This window comes from Citrobacter sp. Cpo045 (genome assembly GCF_030332875.1).
Classification (GTDB): Bacteria; Pseudomonadota; Gammaproteobacteria; order Enterobacterales; family Enterobacteriaceae; genus Citrobacter; species Citrobacter portucalensis.
Window position 1 is genome coordinate 93211 of sequence record NZ_JAOWGZ010000086.1, and the last position, 18288, is coordinate 111498.

Annotated in this window: 17 protein-coding genes and 2 tRNA genes; 13 read left to right on the forward strand and 6 right to left on the reverse strand. The window is 52.1% G+C overall.

The window, feature by feature from the left end; genetic code table 11:
* Positions 1-167: 167 nt before the first annotated feature.
* A complete protein-coding gene (gene ispB, locus OGY13_RS07015; protein WP_003839953.1) occupies positions 168-1139 on the reverse strand; it encodes an octaprenyl diphosphate synthase in 972 nt (323 codons plus the stop codon).
* Positions 1140-1397: 258 nt separating this feature from the next.
* Here ispB and rplU point away from each other — a divergent pair, with 258 nt between their 5' ends.
* The 4 genes from rplU to cgtA all read left to right on the forward strand — a co-directional run bounded on the left by rplU (position 1398) and on the right by cgtA (position 4267).
* Positions 1398-1709, forward strand: coding sequence for a 50S ribosomal protein L21 (gene rplU, locus OGY13_RS07020; protein ID WP_003025032.1), 312 nt, complete (start codon positions 1398-1400; stop codon positions 1707-1709).
* Positions 1710-1728: 19 nt separating this feature from the next.
* Positions 1729-1986 (forward strand): 50S ribosomal protein L27, encoded by a 258-nt coding sequence (gene rpmA, locus OGY13_RS07025; protein ID WP_003025030.1) that lies wholly within the window; start codon positions 1729-1731, stop codon positions 1984-1986.
* A 127-nt stretch (positions 1987-2113) separates the two neighbouring features.
* Entirely contained in the window at positions 2114-3079 is a 966-nt protein-coding gene (locus tag OGY13_RS07030; RefSeq protein ID WP_008785922.1) for a DMT family transporter, read from the forward strand.
* 15 nt (positions 3080-3094) lie between these two features.
* Positions 3095-4267: an Obg family GTPase CgtA gene (gene cgtA, locus OGY13_RS07035; protein WP_003828732.1), complete on the forward strand. Its 1173-nt coding sequence runs from the start codon at positions 3095-3097 to the stop codon at positions 4265-4267.
* 100 nt (positions 4268-4367) lie between these two features.
* Here cgtA and dacB read toward each other — a convergent pair whose 3' ends face one another.
* Positions 4368-5801, reverse strand: a complete 1434-nt coding sequence (gene dacB, locus OGY13_RS07040) for a serine-type D-Ala-D-Ala carboxypeptidase (protein WP_079934954.1) — start codon at positions 5799-5801, stop codon at positions 4368-4370.
* 248 nt (positions 5802-6049) lie between these two features.
* On the opposite strand from dacB, the gene greA reads away from it, so the two are divergent.
* Positions 6050-6526, forward strand: coding sequence for a transcription elongation factor GreA (gene greA, locus OGY13_RS07045; RefSeq protein WP_003025019.1), 477 nt, complete (start codon positions 6050-6052; stop codon positions 6524-6526).
* Between the two features lie 153 nt (positions 6527-6679).
* Here greA and yhbY read toward each other — a convergent pair whose 3' ends face one another.
* A complete protein-coding gene (yhbY, locus tag OGY13_RS07050; RefSeq protein ID WP_003025016.1) occupies positions 6680-6973 on the reverse strand; it encodes a ribosome assembly RNA-binding protein YhbY in 294 nt (97 codons plus the stop codon).
* A 125-nt stretch (positions 6974-7098) separates the two neighbouring features.
* On the opposite strand from yhbY, the gene rlmE reads away from it, so the two are divergent.
* The 4 genes from rlmE to glmM all read left to right on the forward strand — a co-directional run bounded on the left by rlmE (position 7099) and on the right by glmM (position 12039).
* Positions 7099-7728: a 23S rRNA (uridine(2552)-2'-O)-methyltransferase RlmE gene (gene rlmE, locus OGY13_RS07055; RefSeq protein WP_003025015.1), complete on the forward strand. Its 630-nt coding sequence runs from the start codon at positions 7099-7101 to the stop codon at positions 7726-7728.
* Between the two features lie 99 nt (positions 7729-7827).
* Positions 7828-9762, forward strand: a complete 1935-nt coding sequence (gene ftsH / locus OGY13_RS07060; RefSeq protein ID WP_003025013.1) for an ATP-dependent zinc metalloprotease FtsH — start codon at positions 7828-7830, stop codon at positions 9760-9762.
* A gap of 98 nt (positions 9763-9860) precedes the next feature.
* The gene (gene folP, locus OGY13_RS07065; protein ID WP_048225717.1) at positions 9861-10709 is read left to right on the forward strand and encodes a dihydropteroate synthase; all 849 of its coding nucleotides are present in this window, start codon (positions 9861-9863) and stop codon (positions 10707-10709) included.
* A complete protein-coding gene (gene glmM / locus OGY13_RS07070; protein ID WP_008785919.1) occupies positions 10702-12039 on the forward strand; it encodes a phosphoglucosamine mutase in 1338 nt (445 codons plus the stop codon). Before folP ends, glmM begins: the two co-directional genes overlap by 8 nt.
* A gap of 44 nt (positions 12040-12083) precedes the next feature.
* Here glmM and dcuC read toward each other — a convergent pair whose 3' ends face one another.
* Both dcuC and iadA read right to left on the reverse strand, forming a co-directional pair.
* On the reverse strand, positions 12084-13550 hold the full coding sequence (dcuC, locus tag OGY13_RS07075; protein WP_213752425.1) for a C4-dicarboxylate transporter DcuC: 1467 nt from the start codon (positions 13548-13550) through the stop codon (positions 12084-12086).
* A 10-nt stretch (positions 13551-13560) separates the two neighbouring features.
* Entirely contained in the window at positions 13561-14694 is a 1134-nt protein-coding gene (gene iadA, locus OGY13_RS07080) for a beta-aspartyl-peptidase (protein ID WP_213752426.1), read from the reverse strand.
* Positions 14695-14842: 148 nt separating this feature from the next.
* Here iadA and OGY13_RS07085 point away from each other — a divergent pair, with 148 nt between their 5' ends.
* The 3 genes from OGY13_RS07085 to OGY13_RS07095 all read left to right on the forward strand — a co-directional run bounded on the left by OGY13_RS07085 (position 14843) and on the right by OGY13_RS07095 (position 16332).
* Entirely contained in the window at positions 14843-15736 is an 894-nt protein-coding gene (locus tag OGY13_RS07085) for a LysR family transcriptional regulator (RefSeq protein WP_008785916.1), read from the forward strand.
* Between the two features lie 167 nt (positions 15737-15903).
* Positions 15904-16236 carry a preprotein translocase subunit SecG gene (secG, locus tag OGY13_RS07090; RefSeq protein ID WP_003025000.1) on the forward strand — a complete coding sequence of 111 codons (333 nt, stop codon included), beginning with the start codon at positions 15904-15906 and terminating at the stop codon, positions 16234-16236.
* Positions 16237-16245: 9 nt separating this feature from the next.
* Positions 16246-16332 (forward strand) — tRNA-Leu (locus OGY13_RS07095).
* A 198-nt stretch (positions 16333-16530) separates the two neighbouring features.
* Here OGY13_RS07095 and argG read toward each other — a convergent pair.
* The gene (gene argG / locus OGY13_RS07100; RefSeq protein ID WP_005131837.1) at positions 16531-17874 is read right to left on the reverse strand and encodes an argininosuccinate synthase; all 1344 of its coding nucleotides are present in this window, start codon (positions 17872-17874) and stop codon (positions 16531-16533) included.
* A 333-nt stretch (positions 17875-18207) separates the two neighbouring features.
* Here argG and OGY13_RS07105 point away from each other — a divergent pair.
* Positions 18208-18284, forward strand: a tRNA-Met gene (locus OGY13_RS07105).
* Positions 18285-18288: the final 4 nt, after the last annotated feature.

Sequence of the window (18288 nt, forward strand, 5' to 3'; positions counted from 1 at the left end):
ACACTATAACGCCCGAAGAACGAATGTTCTAAAATGTTCATGTAAAGTGTGTGTATATTCAGAATATGCCAAGGTTCTGCGTGATTATCTGGAGGGGGTAAATTCTTACTGGAACTTATAAGAAAATCCCGTGCAGGGCACGGGATGAGGGAGGATGCTGTAGGGAATTAACGGTCGCGCTGCACGGCGATATGTGCCAGACCAATCAGCGCTTCTCTCCACGGCGTATCGGGCAGCACCTGAAGCGCAGCGATGGCTTTATCAGCCTCTTCTTCTGCCCGCTGACGGGTCCATTCCAGAGACCCACAGGCGTTCATCGCTTCCAGAACCGGTTCCAGAAGGTGACGACCATTACCTTGCTCAATGGCCTGGCGGATCATTAGCGCTTGTTCTGGGGTGCCGTGGCGCATGGCATGCAACAGTGGCAGCGTTGGTTTACCCTCGTTGAGGTCATCACCGACGTTTTTACCCAGCTGCTCGCCATCTGCGCTGTAATCCAGCAAATCGTCAATTAACTGGAAAGCGGTACCGAGATAACGGCCATAATCCTGCAACCCTTTTTCTTGTTCTTCGCTACAGCCAGCCAGAATACCTGAACATTGGGCTGCCGCTTCAAACAAACGCGCGGTCTTACTGTAGATGACGCGCATATAGTTTTCTTCGGTGATGTCCGGGTCGTTGACGTTCATCAACTGCAAGACTTCGCCTTCGGCAATGACGTTGACTGCTTTCGACATGACTTCCAGCACTTTCAACGAGCCAAGGCTGGTCATCATCTGAAATGCACGGGTATAGATAAAATCGCCAACCAGCACGCTGGCCGCATTACCAAACGCCGCATTTGCCGTAGCTTTCCCACGGCGCATGTCTGACTCATCCACAACATCGTCGTGCAGCAGGGTCGCTGTGTGGATAAACTCGATGAGGGCCGCAATCGTAACGTGCGCATTTTCCTGGTAACCAACGGCCCGCGCGGCGAGGACGGCGATCATTGGGCGAATGCGTTTTCCGCCGCCGCTAACGATGTAGTACCCCAGTTGATTGATCAACTGAACGTCGGAATTGAGCTGTTCAAGGATTGTCGCATTGACCCCCGCCATATCTTGCGCGGTTAACTCATTGATTTTTTCTAAATTCATCGCAAAAGCCGGGCTTCTCGCCCCGATTACCTTACTGTGTGGGAAGGTAACGTCGGGTTTAGGGTTATAAATATATGCTGATTGTACTGAAAAAACGCCGTAGATAAACGTTACCGTACGTGTTGTGTTTTTTTTCTTCATGTATTGACGGTAGCACTTGTCAAAGGCTCGCGTTTTGCGTAATATTCGCGCCCTATTGTGAATATTTATAGCGCACTCTGAATCATCAAAAAGGTGTGCGCGGAAGCGGAGTTTTTTATGTACGCGGTTTTCCAAAGTGGTGGTAAACAACACCGAGTAAGCGAAGGTCAGACCGTTCGCCTGGAAAAGCTGGACATCGCAACTGGCGAATCTGTTGAATTCGCAGAAGTTCTGATGATCGCAAACGGTGAAGAAGTCAAAATCGGCGTTCCTTTCGTTGATGGCGGCGTTATCAAAGCTGAAGTCGTTGCTCACGGTCGTGGCGAGAAAGTTAAAATTGTTAAGTTTCGTCGTCGTAAACACTACCGTAAGCAGCAGGGCCATCGTCAGTGGTTCACTGATGTGAAAATCACTGGCATCAGCGCTTAAGTTAAGGGGAGCAGATTAAATGGCACATAAAAAGGCTGGCGGCTCGACTCGTAACGGTCGCGATTCAGAAGCTAAACGTCTGGGCGTAAAACGCTTCGGCGGTGAAACAGTTCTGGCTGGTAGCATCATCGTTCGTCAACGTGGTACTAAATTCCACGCTGGCTCTAACGTTGGTTGCGGCAAAGACCACACTCTGTTTGCTAAAGCAGACGGTAAAGTGAAATTTGAAGTGAAAGGCCCGAAAAACCGTAAATTCATCAGCATCGTTGCTGAATAAGTTTTTCGCGTCCCGGTAACGGATAAAAGCCCCGCAACACGTTGCGGGGCTTTTTACATTCGACGGCCGGTAAATACGCTCGTCGCGCCGTGACAACCCGGAAACGAGCCCTTGCAGGGAATACGGCATGAAGCAGCAGGCAGGCATTGGTATTCTGTTAGCACTCACAACGGCAGTATGTTGGGGCGCTTTGCCAATAGCAATGAAGCAAGTGCTGGAGGTGATGGAGCCTCCTACCGTGGTGTTCTACCGTTTTTTAATGGCAAGCGTTGGCCTTGGCGCTATTCTTGCGGTTAAAAAAAAGCTCCCTCCGTTGCGTATTTTTCGCAAAGCGCGTTGGCTGGTGTTGCTGGCTATCGCAACCGGTGGGTTGTTCGGTAACTTCATTCTGTTTAGTTCATCCTTGCAGTATTTGAGCCCAACGGCTTCGCAGGTTATCGGTCAGCTGTCACCGGTTGGTATGATGATCGCCAGCGTCTTTATCCTGAAAGAAAAGATGCGCGGTACGCAGGTGATTGGCGCCATTATGCTTCTGAGCGGACTGGTCCTGTTTTTTAATACCAGCCTGATCGAAATTTTTACCCGACTCACCGATTACACCTGGGGCGTTATCTTTGGTGTCGGTGCGGCGATGGTCTGGGTGAGCTATGGGGTCGCGCAAAAGGTGTTATTGCGCCGCCTGGCATCACCGCAGATCCTGTTTTTACTGTACACTTTATGTACGATCGCGTTGTTGCCGCTGGCTAAACCCGGTGTCATCACGCAGCTCAGCGACTGGCAGCTGGCATGCCTGATATTCTGCGGCCTGAATACGCTGGTAGGATATGGCGCTCTCGCGGAAGCAATGGCGCGTTGGCAGGCGGCGCAGGTGAGCGCTCTTATCACGCTCACACCGCTGTTTACGTTGTTATTTTCAGATTTATTATCACTGGCCTGGCCCGATTTCTTCGCCAGACCGATGCTAAACCTATTAGGTTATCTCGGTGCGTTTATCGTGGTTGCGGGCGCGATGTATTCCGCCATTGGTCATCGAATTTGGGGCGGTTTACGTAAGCATGAAACGGTGGTTTCGCAACCCCGCTCAGGCGAATGATTTACGGAGAGTAAAATGAAGTTTGTTGATGAAGCATCGATTCTGGTCGTTGCAGGTGATGGCGGTAATGGTTGCGTCAGCTTCCGCCGCGAAAAGTACATCCCAAAAGGCGGTCCGGACGGTGGTGATGGTGGTGACGGTGGTGACGTTTGGCTGGAAGCCGACGAAAACCTGAACACGCTGATCGATTACCGTTTTGAAAAATCATTCCGTGCGGAACGTGGTCAGAATGGCGCGAGCCGTGATTGCACCGGTAAGCGTGGCAAAGACGTTACCATTAAAGTACCTGTTGGTACGCGTGTTATCGATCAGGGCACGGGCGAAACCATGGGCGACATGACCAAACACGGTCAGCGTCTGATGGTCGCTAAAGGTGGCTGGCACGGTCTGGGCAACACCCGTTTCAAATCCTCGGTTAACCGTACTCCGCGTCAGAAAACAATGGGTACGCCGGGTGATAAGCGCGATCTGATGCTGGAGCTGATGCTGCTGGCGGACGTGGGTATGCTGGGCATGCCAAACGCTGGGAAATCGACCTTTATCCGTGCGGTGTCCGCGGCGAAGCCGAAAGTCGCTGATTATCCGTTTACCACCCTGGTGCCGAGCCTGGGCGTGGTGCGTATGGACAACGAAAAGAGCTTCGTGGTTGCCGACATTCCGGGACTGATTGAAGGCGCGGCTGAAGGCGCAGGCCTGGGCATCCGCTTCCTGAAACACCTGGAACGTTGCCGTGTACTGCTTCACCTCATCGATATCGATCCGATTGATGGCTCTGATCCAGTTGAAAACGCCCGTATCATTATTGGCGAACTGGAAAAATACAGTCAGGATTTGGCATCTAAACCGCGCTGGTTAGTGTTCAACAAAATTGATTTGATGGACAAGGCTGAAGCGGAAGAGAAAGCGAAAGCGATCGCCGAAGCGTTGGGTTGGGAAGGTAAATATTACCTGATCTCTGCCGCCAGCCAGCTGGGCGTGAAAGATCTCTGCTGGGATGTGATGACCTTTATCATCGAGAACCCGATTGTTCAGGCTGAAGAAGCGAAACAGCCAGAGAAAGTTGAGTTCATGTGGGATGATTATCACCGCCAGCAGCTCGCTGAAGTCGAAGACGAAGCGGAAGATGACTGGGATGACGATTGGGACGAAGACGACGAAGAAGGCGTTGAGTTCATCTACAAGCGTTAATCTCGTCGCCGGATGGCGCTAGCGCTTATCCGGCCTACGGACGGCATCATATCGTAGGCCGGATAAGACGCGTTAGCGTCGACATCCGGCAATAATGCACTCAGTTGTTCTGATAAATATCCTTGTACAACCGGCTCTCGAAGCGCACCAACGGAATACGGCGATTACGCTGGTCAGCTGGCTCTACCGCATAACCAGATAAATACTGCACGAATGCCATGCGTTGGCCGCTTGCCGTGGTGATGAAACCTGCGAGGTTATAAACCCCCTGCAGCGAGCCTGTCTTCGCCGATACTTTGCCATCCACACCAGCCTGATGCAGACCCGCACGGTATTGCAGAGAGCCGTCGTGGCCCGCCAGTGGCAGCATAGTGATAAAGTTCAGCTCGTTATCGTGTTGAGCGATATATTGCAGCACCTGCATCATGGTCGCTGGGGCAATCAGGTTATGGCGGGAGAGGCCAGAACCGTCGGCAATAATAGTGTTGCCGATATCGACGCCTGCCTGCTGACGCAAAATCTGGCGCACGGCGTCAGAACCCGCCCGCCAGGTGCCCGGCACGTTAAATCGGGCATGACCAATCATACGGAAAACGGTATCGGCAATCATGTTGTCCGATTTTTTCAGCATAATCTTAAGCAGGTCATGTAGCGGCGCAGACTGTTTACTGGCGACCACCGTTCCTGGTTCGTTGACCAACGTCTGGCGCAGCAGTGTACCGCTGTAGGTGATACCTGCTTGTTTTAGCTCATCTTTGATAATTGCCCCGGCATAGCTGGCACCGTCCTGAATGGCGAACGCCAGCGGCAGCGGATCGGCACGTTGTGGCAGGCATCCGGTCAGCGTATAGCGGTTGAGATCGCCGGGAACTACATCCAGTTCACAATATTGCGCTTCCGCAGAACCTCGGGCGAGAGTTCGCACCTGACTGAACATGGTGACCGGGTAATAAGATGCCACGCGAATAAAGGCGAGATCGTTGGGTTTTTGCGCGCTGTAGAGTGAAACCGAGAAACAGTTTCTATCGACAATAGCCGCTGCGGGCGGTGCACTAAAACACTGCGTCATGTCGTTCCAGGGCCAGCCGGGCGCTTTATCATGACTGGCAAAAATAGAGGTGTCGATCAGGATATTCCCGGCAATTTGCGTCACACCTGATTTTTTCAGGGTTGCCACCATATTGCGAATATCCTGGCGTTTTAGCGTCGGATCGGCACCAAATCGTGCCACTAAGTCACCTTTCAATACGCCGCCTTCCACGCTGCCTTTGGTCTCGAGCGTGGTGGTAAAACGAAAGTCAGGCCCGAGCTGAATCAATGCCGCCAGCGCGGTGATTACTTTCTGGGTACTGGCGGGCAGCGCCATCTGCTGGCTATGAAAATCAATAGCGGGTGCAGGTGCGCCAACCTTCTGTACCATAAGGGCGAGGTTGGCCCCGGCAGGGAGCTGATTGATATACTCGTCGACGTTCGCAGCCTGAACGCTGAACGCTATACTGGCAGTCAATCCGATGGTAAATCTGGAAAATCGCATAATCTCGCGCTAACAACCTGGAAACAGGCCGTCATACTACGGCGCAACGCCCCAAAAAGTAAACGATGACCCATAAGGAACTCCAGGGTAAAATGATCATCAAATAGAGAATTGTAGCTGACCTGGGACCTTGAGCCCCGGGTCGGTATTTTTTTGCTTCTGACTCTGGCATGACACACGCCAGGGTGGGCTTAGCAGCCGGGGTGAGAGCAACTACCCCCTACAGGAATGTTCAAGAGGTATAACAAATGCAAGCTATCCCGATGACCTTACGTGGTGCTGAAAAACTGCGCGAAGAGCTGGATTTTCTGAAATCTGTGCGCCGTCCTGAAATTATTGCCGCTATCGCTGAAGCGCGTGAGCACGGTGACCTGAAAGAGAACGCGGAGTATCACGCGGCGCGCGAACAGCAGGGTTTCTGCGAAGGACGCATTAAAGATATCGAAGCTAAACTGTCCAACGCGCAGGTAATCGACGTTACTAAAATGCCGAACAATGGCCGCGTTGTTTTCGGTGCGACGGTTACCGTTCTGAATCTCGATAACGATGAAGAGCAGACCTGGCGTATTGTCGGCGATGATGAAGCCGATTTTAAACAGAACCTGATTTCAGTGAACTCGCCTATCGCTCGTGGCCTGATCGGTAAAGAGCAGGATGACGTCGTAGTTATCAAAACGCCGGGCGGCGAAGTGGAATATGAAGTGACGAAGGTAGAATACCTGTAATTCGCATCTTGGTTAAGATGTTGATACATTGTAAAGAAAGGAAAAAGGCCGCATAGCGGCCTTTTATCAACGAAGAGAGCGTGGCATTTTGCTCTCCTGCTAGCGGAAAACCCCGCGTTTTACACAAACTTCGTGTGCAACTTTGGGATATTCTTAGCGTGGCAGCGAGATTTTACGTTCTTTAGTCGGGCGATACAGTACCAGCGTTTTGCCGATGACCTGTACATTGCAGGCGCCGGTTTCGCGTACGATAGCTTCCACGATCAAGGTTTTAGTATCGCGATCTTCCGAGGCGATTTTCACCTTGATAAGTTCATGGTGCTCTAACGCTTGTTCAATCTCGGCCAGTACCCCTTCGGTCAAACCATTATTGCCAAGCATAACTACAGGCTTGAGCGGATGTGCCAGACCTTTCAGGTGCTGTTTTTGTTTAGTACTCAGATTCATCGTATATTTTTGCTTACGTTGGGATTGAAAACGGGTCATTCTACCGCCATCTCCCATATATCACCAAATAGCTGTGTAGAAATTTACACCATTGGTTACGATGAACTGCCCTTTGGGAATGTGAAATGACAGGTAAAAAGCGTTCTGCCAGCTCGAGTCGCTGGCTTCAGGAACACTTTAGCGATAAATATGTTCAACAGGCGCAGAAAAAGGGGTTACGTTCCCGTGCCTGGTTTAAACTTGATGAAATACAGCAAAGTGACAAAATTTTTAAACCGGGGATGACGATAGTTGATCTCGGTGCTGCACCCGGTGGCTGGTCGCAATATGCAGTTACGCAGATCGGCAACACCGGCCGCATTATCGCTTGCGATCTTTTACCTATGGATCCAATCGTTGGTGTGGACTTCCTTCAGGGCGACTTTCGTGATGAATTAGTCCTGAAAGCGTTACTTGAACGCGTAGGTGACAGTAAAGTACAAGTTGTCATGTCTGATATGGCGCCAAATATGTGTGGAACACCGGCGGTGGATATTCCCCGGGCCATGTATCTGGTAGAGCTGGCGCTTGGAATGGCTCGTGATGTATTAGCGCCAGGTGGTAGTTTTGTAGTGAAGGTGTTCCAGGGCGAAGGCTTCGATGAGTATCTAAGAGAGATTCGCTCCCTGTTTACGAAGGTCAAAGTTCGTAAGCCGGACTCTTCTCGCGCCCGTTCGCGTGAAGTGTATATTGTAGCGACCGGGCGTAAACCATAACCGGCAGATTTCAAACGAAAGTTTGAAAGAAACTGGATATAGAGTATCCTGACGCTGTTTTTAACACAGTTGTAATATGAGGTTAATCCCTTGAGTGACATGGCGAAAAACCTAATTCTCTGGCTGGTCATTGCCGTTGTGCTGATGTCAGTATTCCAGAGCTTTGGGCCCAGCGAGTCTAATGGCCGTAAGGTTGATTACTCTACCTTCCTGCAAGAGGTCAATCAGGACCAGGTTCGTGAAGCGAAGATCAACGGACGTGAGATTAACGTTACCAAGAAAGATAGTAACCGTTACACGACCTACATCCCGGTTAACGATCCGAAGCTGCTTGATAACCTGCTGACCAAAAACGTCAAGGTTGTTGGCGAACCACCTGAAGAGCCGAGCCTGCTGGCTTCTATCTTCATTTCCTGGTTCCCAATGCTGCTGCTGATTGGTGTCTGGATCTTCTTCATGCGTCAGATGCAGGGCGGTGGTGGCAAAGGTGCCATGTCGTTCGGCAAGAGCAAAGCGCGCATGCTGACGGAAGATCAGATCAAAACGACTTTTGCTGACGTTGCGGGTTGTGACGAAGCAAAAGAAGAAGTCGCTGAGCTGGTTGAGTATCTGCGCGAACCGAGCCGTTTCCAGAAACTGGGCGGTAAAATCCCGAAAGGCGTCCTGATGGTTGGTCCTCCGGGTACGGGTAAAACCCTGCTGGCGAAAGCTATCGCAGGTGAAGCGAAGGTTCCATTCTTCACAATTTCCGGTTCTGATTTCGTGGAAATGTTCGTGGGTGTCGGTGCATCTCGTGTGCGTGACATGTTCGAACAAGCCAAGAAAGCGGCACCGTGCATCATCTTCATCGATGAAATCGACGCCGTAGGTCGCCAGCGTGGCGCAGGTCTGGGCGGTGGTCACGATGAACGTGAACAGACTCTGAACCAGATGCTGGTTGAGATGGACGGCTTCGAAGGTAACGAAGGTATTATCGTTATCGCGGCAACTAACCGTCCGGACGTTCTTGACCCTGCGCTGCTGCGTCCAGGCCGTTTCGACCGTCAGGTTGTGGTTGGTCTGCCAGACGTTCGCGGTCGTGAACAGATCCTGAAAGTGCATATGCGTCGCGTACCGCTGTCTCCGGATATCGATGCGGCAATCATTGCACGTGGCACACCTGGCTTCTCCGGTGCGGACCTCGCGAACCTGGTGAACGAAGCGGCGCTGTTTGCTGCTCGTGGCAACAAGCGCGTAGTGTCGATGGTTGAGTTCGAAAAAGCGAAAGACAAAATCATGATGGGTGCGGAACGTCGCTCCATGGTGATGACGGAAGCGCAGAAAGAATCTACCGCGTATCACGAAGCTGGCCACGCGATTATCGGTCGCCTGGTACCGGAACACGATCCGGTGCACAAAGTAACGATTATCCCGCGCGGTCGTGCGCTGGGTGTGACCTTCTTCCTGCCTGAAGGCGACGCAATCAGCGCCAGCCGTCAGAAACTGGAAAGTCAGATCTCCACACTGTACGGTGGCCGTCTGGCGGAAGAGATCATCTACGGTGCTGAACATGTTTCTACCGGTGCGTCGAACGACATTAAAGTCGCGACTAATCTGGCGCGTAACATGGTTACTCAGTGGGGCTTCTCCGATAAACTCGGTCCGTTGCTGTACGCTGAAGAAGAAGGCGAAGTGTTCCTGGGACGTTCTGTGGCGAAAGCGAAACACATGTCCGATGAAACCGCTCGCATTATCGATCAGGAAGTTAAGCTGCTGATTGAGCGTAACTATGACCGTGCACGTCGTTTGCTGAACGAAAACATGGACATTCTGCACTCAATGAAAGATGCGCTCATGAAATATGAGACCATCGATGCGCCGCAGATTGACGATCTAATGGCTCGCCGCGACGTACGTCCGCCAGCGGGTTGGGAAGAACCGGGTTCTTCTAACAACAACTCTGGTAGCACCGGTAAGCCGAGTGCACCGCGTCCGGTTGATGAACCGCGTGCGCCGGACTCTGGCACTATGTCAGAGCAACTGGGCGACAAATAAGTTATCGTTGATGATGACCGTGTTTTAATTGAAAACCCTGGGGCTTGCTCCGGGGTTTTTCTTATCTGCATATTCAAGATTTTACCAGGGATAAAACTATGAAACTCTTTGCTCAGGGTTCTTCACTGGATCTCAGCCATCCGCACGTCATGGGGATTTTGAACGTCACGCCAGACTCATTTTCCGATGGTGGAGCGCACAACTCTCTGGTTGAGGCGGTAAAACACGCAAACCTGATGATTAACGCCGGGGCGACTATCATTGATGTGGGCGGTGAGTCCACGCGTCCGGGCGCGGCTGATGTGAGTGTGGAAGAAGAGTTGCAGCGAGTGATCCCAGTGGTCGAGGCGATTGCCCAGCGTTTTGAAGTGTGGATTTCGGTCGATACCTCAAAACCCGAAGTGATTCGCGAATGCGCCAGAGTTGGCGCGCATATCATCAATGATATTCGCTCACTCTCGGAGCCTGGAGCGCTGGAAGCCGCAGCGGAGACCGGATTACCGGTTTGCCTGATGCATATGCAGGGGCAGCCGAAAACCATGCAGGAAGCACCAAAGTATGAGGATGTTTTTGCTGAGGTAAACCGTTACTTTGTTGAGCAAATAGCACGTTGCGAGCGGGCTGGAATCACAAAAGATAAATTGTTGCTCGACCCCGGATTCGGATTCGGTAAAAATCTCACTCACAACTACACATTACTGGCACGTTTGTCTGAGTTTCATCATTTTAATCTGCCATTGCTGGTTGGGATGTCACGAAAATCAATGGTTGGCCAGTTACTGAATGTGGGGCCATCTGAACGCCTGAGCGGTAGCCTTGCGTGCGCGGTGATTGCCGCAATGCAGGGGGCGCAGATCGTTCGTGTCCATGACGTCAAAGAAACCGTAGAAGCGATGCGTGTGGTGGAAGCCACATTGTCTGCAAAGGAAAAAAAACGCTATGAGTAATCGTAAATATTTTGGCACTGATGGGATCCGCGGTCGCGTAGGCGATGCCCCAATTACTCCTGACTTTGTGCTCAAGCTGGGCTGGGCTGCAGGGAAAGTGCTTGCTCGTCATGGTTCACGTAAAATTATTATCGGTAAAGATACGCGTATTTCCGGCTATATGCTGGAGTCTGCGCTGGAAGCGGGCCTGGCTGCCGCCGGACTCTCAGCCTCATTCACAGGGCCAATGCCAACACCCGCCGTTGCGTATCTGACGCGCGCCTTCCGTGCTGAGGCCGGGATTGTTATCTCCGCTTCGCACAACCCGTACTATGACAACGGGATTAAATTCTTCTCTACCGACGGGACTAAACTGCCGGATGCAGTGGAAGAAGCCATTGAAGCCGAGATGGAAAAAGCGATCACCTGCGTGGATTCCGCTGAACTGGGTAAAGCCACGCGTATCGTTGATGCTGCCGGTCGCTATATCGAGTTTTGCAAAGGCACCTTCCCGAACGAACTGAGCCTGAATGAACTTAAAATAGTGGTGGATTGCGCTAACGGTGCGACGTACCACATTGCGCCAAATGTACTGCGTGAACTGGGTGCAAACGTGATTGCCATTGGCTGTGAGCCAAACGGTGTGAATATCAATGAAGAAGTCGGCGCCACCGACGTCCGTGCTCTGCAGGCGCGCGTGATTGCGGAAAAAGCCGATCTGGGTATTGCGCTGGATGGCGATGGCGACCGCGTCATTATGGTTGACCACGAAGGTAATAAGGTCGATGGCGATCAGATCATGTACATCATCGCCCGTGAAGCCCTGCGTCAGGGTCAGCTGCGCGGTGGCGCGGTAGGTACGCTGATGAGCAACATGGGCCTCGAGCTGGCGCTGAAACAGCTGGGTATTCCGTTTGCCCGTGCAAAAGTTGGCGACCGCTATGTGCTGGAAAAAATGCAGGAAAAAGGCTGGCGTATCGGTGCCGAAAACTCAGGTCATGTGATCCTGCTGGACAAAACCACCACTGGTGACGGTATCGTGGCGGGTCTGCAGGTGCTGGCGGCGATGGTACGCAACCATATGAGCCTGCACGACCTGTGCAGCGGCATGAAAATGTTCCCACAGCTGCTGGTTAACGTACGATACACAGCAGGTAGCGGCGATCCACTGGAACATGAAAATGTGAAAGCGGTGATGGCTGAAGTGGAAGCGGCGCTGGGTAACCGTGGACGCGTCCTGCTGCGTAAGTCTGGTACCGAACCGTTAATTCGTGTGATGGTTGAAGGTGAAGACGAAGCGCAGGTGACTGAATTCGCCCACCGTATTGCCGATGCTGTGAAAGCGGCGTAATTCCGAAGAAAGTGAAAGCCGGAGTCTGAGACTCCGGCTTTTTTTTACTGTACGGCAAGCGGCTGTTTACGTCGGCGCTGCCAGAAGTAACCACCGACCATCAGTAGCACAAGGACTGCCAGCCACGGCAGAACCGCCAGCAGATGCCCAGACCGGGCAAAGGTTAACGCAATCATCAGTAGCCAACCGCCCAGCATCGGAATCGCGGTACGCTTAACAATATCCACAGGCGAGACACCTGCAATCCCTGCGATAGCAATGATTACGCCGGCGATGGGCGATAGCGTACGACCAATACCCGCCGAGATCTGGATAGGCAACATCATGACAGCGATATCGCTACCGATATGACGGCTGATGTCCGGCACCATGGGTGCGAAGGAGAAAAATGCCGCATTCCCGGAGCCCATCAGCGCTGAAATTGCGAAGGTGATCAGGGTCATCAGCAGGATAATAGAGGCGGCGCTGAGGCCAAATTCACCGGAAAGTGACAACAGTGCGTCAACGGCACCAATGGCTTTCAGTCCGGCGGAAAAGACTTCACCGGCGATAATCAGCGTCACGACGGTGGCAAAAACGCTGCCCATGCTGTCAAAAACCTTTTGTACGCCAGCCATCACCTCACGCGCCTTGCGATGACGGCAGTACTCACAAACCAGCGTAATAGCGAGGCTTATCAGTACAGCGGTATCCAGCGTGATCTTGAGAGAGCTGAATACTAAATCGCTGCACACCAGCATCAATACCAGCGGCAGCATGGGCAGAAACAGCCAGCCGATCGGGGCGTCGGCTTCTTCGGTCGACGTTAATGTCTGCATCTGCTGAGCCGCATTGTCACCGCTTTCCCGACGGTCAAAAAAGCGTTGCACAACAATATGCAGTAGGGCGATGAAAAGAATGACGGGCACAACGATTGGCAACTGATCCTGCACGAAATAGTTCACGACCTCGATGCCTGCAGTTTTGGCGGCGAGAACAGAGTTGCCGGAGCCGGGGCCAAACTCAACCGCACAGGTACTGGCGATAACGGCGGCAACCGCGGCGCGGCTACAGCCAAGACGGGTAAGCAGCGGGTAAAGCGTCGCCATCAACAGCAGACCCAATCCGGTGGCGCTGCTGATAAACAGCGACAGGAATTGACCCAATAGCAGTGCCAGCCCCAGCAGCAGATAAGGCGAGTTCAGCCGTTGCAAAGGACGAGACGTCACCCGAACCAGTACCTGGCTTGCGCCAATGGCTGACATGTAGGTGGCAAAACCACCAATCAGCATAATTTGCAGTCCGAGGCCGCCGAGACGCACGCTCAGGGTATCGCGAATAAACTCAAAGGCGTCAAAGGGGCCAAATCCGGTGCTCTTTTTCACCAAGCCACTGAGTGAGGTCATTCCGCTAAAATGCGCGATAAGCAACAGCACAATCCCGGTCAATAACAGTACCGACTGGGGGTGATATTTTTTGAGGATCAGACGTCCGGCAAAAATGATGGCGATTAGCGCCAGTAGCAATGACATTCTTGCCCCCTTACTCGAAGTTGCCGGTAACCAGGCACTCGCCATCCCGCAGCAACGGTTTACCCGCGGCAAACAGATGGGCCAGCGAGAGGTCATCATTGAGTACACAGATATCAGCACGTTCTCCGGCGCAGAGCACGCCCCCGGAAATACCCAGCGAGCGCGCAACGTTTGCCGTCAGCATCGCGATGGCCTGTGACACCGGAATCCCGACATCAATCAGGCGAGGAAGCAGGTTAAGATTGCCTGCGACCGGTGCCGCGCTTAAACCTTCAACGATACCCTGAGCGTTAAAGCGCGGAACGCTGCCATTGCCGTCAGAACTGATCGTGATGCGATCCGCCGGAACCTGCGCTTCCAGGGCGTGGAGGATCGCCTGTTCCTGAGGTGTAAAGCGGCTGCCGCCAGACGTAACGTCGATATGGCCGCCGCGATGGGCGAAAGCAATCGCCTGTTCGAACAAGGGTTCAGTTCTCGCAACATGCGTCGGTGAAATATGGTGAATCGGAATACCCGCATCACACAGCTCAATAAGTTGCGACATCCCTTCCGGCAGATTCCCCAGGTGCACATGCAGCAAGCCCTTTTTCCCAGCCAGCAGGGAAGCGACGCGAATATCGCTCACTATCCTCAGCAACTCCTGGGAAGAGGGGAAAGAACCGCGGTGATCGGCGAGGGCGATTTTTACACCAAGAATTGCCGGAATGAAGGCCATATCATCGCGGATGGATCGCGTAATAGTTGGGCTGGGAACGGCGTAGGCTCCCGTGTGCATAAACGCGCGTAATCCCTCAAGGTTGAGAGACTGCATTTTAGCGTAGAGATCTTTGGGCGAACGGGAAATGGCATCGGTGCCTAACACGCCAACCACCGTGGTAATACCCGCCTGAATCAGATCGCGCAGCTTGACGGCGGGCGTCCGACTGGCAAATCCGGCTTCACCACCGCCACCGGTAAGATGAACATGCTGATCGATGATACCAGGGATAACCCATTTACCCCGACAATCGATGACCTCGTTGATGCCATCAAACAATGAAATATCTTTTTCTACCGCCACAATTCGGTCGGCATGAATGAGCAGGGAGCAGAGGCCTAAATCCTCAGGAGAAAAAACACGGGCATTGGTCAATAAAGTAAACATAGCGGTCCTGTCAAACGTCGAGGGTGAGAGTCGGCAGGTGAAACGAAATATTGTTGTTATGATGCCCACCATAAAGCCATTACTATAACTATGACTATTACCGATTTGTTATTGGAGGATGCGGTTATGGCATGGCGGAGAGCACAACGTGGATTGTAAGTGGCTGGAAGATTTTCTGGCCTTGAGCCAGCATGGAAACTACTCTCAGGCCGCGGCGCAGCGGCATATTACTCAACCGGCGTTGAGTCGGCGTATAAAGGCGCTGGAAGAGGTGCTGGGCGTGCCTTTGTTTGACCGGACAACGACCCCTGTCACGCTGACGCGCTATGGTGAACGCTTTGAACCTTATGCCCGGCACGTTCTCAGCACGTTAACAGAGGCACGCCATGAGCTGTCGGCGATGACGCCAGCAACGGATAACACGCTGGTGATGGTCAGCCTGCATACGCTGTCGGTGAATATCCTGCCGGATATGATCAACTACCTGCGACAGAGTGAGCCGCAGTTAAACTTTACGGTAAACGCCAGTATCCAGGGGATAGACAACCACTTCAATGCCCTGATGAACCGGCAAATTGATTTACTGGTAACCTACGATTTACCGTCTGCCCAGCCAGGGCTGGAGATCGCCGGAGGGTTAAAACGTTCACTATGGCGGTATGAGCGATTTATACCGGTTATTTCCGCCCAGTTGGCTGATGCGCTTAATGATCCGCATGCTCCGATTCCGTGGCTTTGCTACAGCGACTACACCTTTGTCAGACGTATTATTGAGTCGGCAGAACAACGCGTCCGCCCACGGCTAAAAAAAGTATTTGAGAGTGGTTTAAGCGAAACGATACGAGAAATGGTACTGCGCCATATGGGAATGGCCTGGTTACCTGAATCGATGGTGGCGGAAGAGTTGGTGAATCAGCAAATTATTCACTGCTGGCCAGAAAATACAGACCTGATTTGTGAAATCCCCGTTGTGGTATGGGCGAATCTTGAAGATCAACGTGCCGTTATGCAGAGATGCTGGGAGAAGTTGCTGCGTTTTTGATTGATATGGCGATTTTTTCCGCAGTTGATACAATGCTAACAAATTGCCCTTGCGAAGGTTATTCGCTTTGGTTAGTATTCACACCCGCTTCAGTGGGAAACAGTAAATATTCCCGCTTTAATGGTCGAAGCATTGTACGCGGCAACTCCGCAAGGAACAGGTTGATTATGCACGAAGCTCTTTTAGTAGTTTTCCTTATTGTGGCAATTGGCCTGGTAGGCTTGATCATGCTGCAGCAAGGCAAAGGCGCTGATATGGGAGCCTCTTTTGGCGCAGGCGCTTCTGGTACTCTGTTTGGTTCAAGTGGTTCTGGTAACTTCATGACCCGTATGACAGCTGTATTGGGAACCTTGTTCTTCATCATCAGTCTGGTGCTGGGTAACATGAACAGCAATAAGACCAATAAAGGAAGTGAGTGGGAAAATCTGAGCGCACCGGCGAAAACCGAGCAAACTCAGCCAGCTGCTCCGGCTCAGCCGACCAGCGATATCCCACGCTAAGTATTCTGTACCGAGGTGGTGGAATTGGTAGACACGCTACCTTGAGGTGGTAGTGCCCTAACGGGCTTGTGGGTTCGAGTCCCATCCTCGGTACCAAATTCCAAAAAAAAAGACGCTTTGCAGCGTCTTTTTTTTCGTCTGTTATTTGTGGCTATCCTGTAGGTCGGATAAGGCGTTAACGCCGCCATCCGACATTATTACAACGCCTGATGGCGCTACGCTTATCAGGCCTACAGACATCCTATATTCCGCGCATAAAAAAGGCCGCTTTCGCGGCCTTAAGATAGTGAATCTTTACTTCGCCTTATTTTCCAGATTCTCAACCTGCGGCAGGCCGGTTGCGGAAGAGGCGGTCAGCAGGCCAGACTGCGCATAGCCGAACAGCTTCTCGCGGGTATCGGTGATATCCAGATTACGCATGGTCAACTGACCGATACGGTCGTCCGGAGAGAATACGGAGTCGCCTTTTTCCATCGTCAGACGTTCTGGTTTGTACGTCAGATTGTCAGACACGGTGTTGAGGATTGAGTAGTCATTACCGCGACGCAGTTCCAGCGTGACTTCGCCGGTAATCTGGCTGGCAACCCAACGCTGCAGACCGTCACGCAGCATCAGCGCCTGAGAGTCGAACCAGCGGCCCTGATACAGCAGACGACCCAGTTGGCGACCGTGCGCGTGATACTGCTCGATGGTATCCTCGTTGTGAATACCGGTCAGCAGACGCTCGTAAGCGATGTGCAGCAGCGCCATCCCCGGGGCTTCATAGATGCCACGGCTTTTCGCTTCAATAATACGGTTTTCAATCTGATCGCTCATACCCAGACCGTGACGGCCGCCGATACGGTTGGCTTCCAGCATCATCTCAACGTCGTCGCTGAAGGTTTTTCCGTTCAGAGCAACCGGATGACCCTGTTCAAAGCGTACGGTCACTTCTTCTGCCGGGATCTTCACGCTCTCATCCCAGAACTTCACGCCCATAATCGGGTTGACGATTTTGACGCTGGAATTCAGGAATTCCAGATCTTTTGCTTCGTGAGTCGCACCGAGCATATTGGAGTCTGTTGAGTACGCTTTCTCAACGGACATTTTGTAGTCGAAACCACAGGCAATCATAAATTCGGACATCTCATGGCGACCGCCGAGTTCATCGATAAAATCGGTATCCAGCCATGGTTTGTAAATCTGCAGTTCGGCGTTGGTCAGCAGACCGTAACGATAGAAACGTTCAATATCGTTACCTTTATAGGTGCTACCGTCGCCCCAGATGTTTACACCATCTTCTTTCATTGCGGCAACCAGCATGGTGCCGGTCACGGCGCGGCCCAGTGGGGTGGTATTGAAATAGGTCAGTCCGCCGGTGGTGTTGTGGAATGCACCGCACTGAATGGCAGCGATCCCTTCGGCAACCAGCTGCTTACGGCAATCTACCAGGCGAGCATTCTCAGCACCATATTCCATTGCACGGCGAGGAATGGCGTCATAGTCATCCTCATCCGGCTGGCCCAAATTCGCAGTATATGCATATGGGACAGCCCCTTTTTGTCGCATCCACAGCAGTGCTGCACTGGTGTCCAGGCCGCCGGAAAAAGCGATACCAATACGTTGACCTACCGGGAGATGCTTGAGAATCGTCGTCATAAAATAAAACCCTGCTTGATAGACTGGTGAAGAGGTCGGCTTATTATACTAATTGCATTTTTATGCAAAATAAATGAGTTTTCATTTAATCATCTTTTCTGGATGACAGGAAGAGTTTAGTGATAATTTCGTTAAATAACGGCATGGGCGGCATATTTATCTTGCTGGGCTAGCGCTGGGCAGCATTCATTGATTTGCATAGTCGTAACAAGGTTGACATAACGCATAGTGAATCAATATACTGTGCGCAGATTTTACGTCCCGTCTCGGTACCAAATCCCAGCAGTATTTGCATTTTTTACCCAAAACGAGTAAAATTTGCCACGTTTCAGGCGCGGGGTGGAGCAGCCTGGTAGCTCGTCGGGCTCATAACCCGAAGGTCGTCGGTTCAAATCCGGCCCCCGCAACCACTTT

Excerpts from the sequence above, each read along its gene's own strand:
- ispB (WP_003839953.1), bottom strand. The coding sequence starts at position 1,139 with ATGAATTTAGAAAAAATCAATGAGTTAACCGCGCAAGATATGGCGGGG.
- rplU (WP_003025032.1), top strand. The coding sequence starts at position 1,398 with ATGTACGCGGTTTTCCAAAGTGGTGGTAAACAACACCGAGTAAGCGAA.
- rpmA (WP_003025030.1), top strand. The coding sequence starts at position 1,729 with ATGGCACATAAAAAGGCTGGCGGCTCGACTCGTAACGGTCGCGATTCA.
- OGY13_RS07030 (WP_008785922.1), top strand. The coding sequence starts at position 2,114 with ATGAAGCAGCAGGCAGGCATTGGTATTCTGTTAGCACTCACAACGGCA.
- cgtA (WP_003828732.1), top strand. The coding sequence starts at position 3,095 with ATGAAGTTTGTTGATGAAGCATCGATTCTGGTCGTTGCAGGTGATGGC.
- dacB (WP_079934954.1), bottom strand. The coding sequence starts at position 5,801 with ATGCGATTTTCCAGATTTACCATCGGATTGACTGCCAGTATAGCGTTC.
- greA (WP_003025019.1), top strand. The coding sequence starts at position 6,050 with ATGCAAGCTATCCCGATGACCTTACGTGGTGCTGAAAAACTGCGCGAA.
- yhbY (WP_003025016.1), bottom strand. The coding sequence starts at position 6,973 with ATGAATCTGAGTACTAAACAAAAACAGCACCTGAAAGGTCTGGCACAT.
- rlmE (WP_003025015.1), top strand. The coding sequence starts at position 7,099 with ATGACAGGTAAAAAGCGTTCTGCCAGCTCGAGTCGCTGGCTTCAGGAA.
- ftsH (WP_003025013.1), top strand. The coding sequence starts at position 7,828 with ATGGCGAAAAACCTAATTCTCTGGCTGGTCATTGCCGTTGTGCTGATG.
- folP (WP_048225717.1), top strand. The coding sequence starts at position 9,861 with ATGAAACTCTTTGCTCAGGGTTCTTCACTGGATCTCAGCCATCCGCAC.
- glmM (WP_008785919.1), top strand. The coding sequence starts at position 10,702 with ATGAGTAATCGTAAATATTTTGGCACTGATGGGATCCGCGGTCGCGTA.
- dcuC (WP_213752425.1), bottom strand. The coding sequence starts at position 13,550 with ATGTCATTGCTACTGGCGCTAATCGCCATCATTTTTGCCGGACGTCTG.
- iadA (WP_213752426.1), bottom strand. The coding sequence starts at position 14,694 with ATGTTTACTTTATTGACCAATGCCCGTGTTTTTTCTCCTGAGGATTTA.
- secG (WP_003025000.1), top strand. The coding sequence starts at position 15,904 with ATGCACGAAGCTCTTTTAGTAGTTTTCCTTATTGTGGCAATTGGCCTG.
- argG (WP_005131837.1), bottom strand. The coding sequence starts at position 17,874 with ATGACGACGATTCTCAAGCATCTCCCGGTAGGTCAACGTATTGGTATC.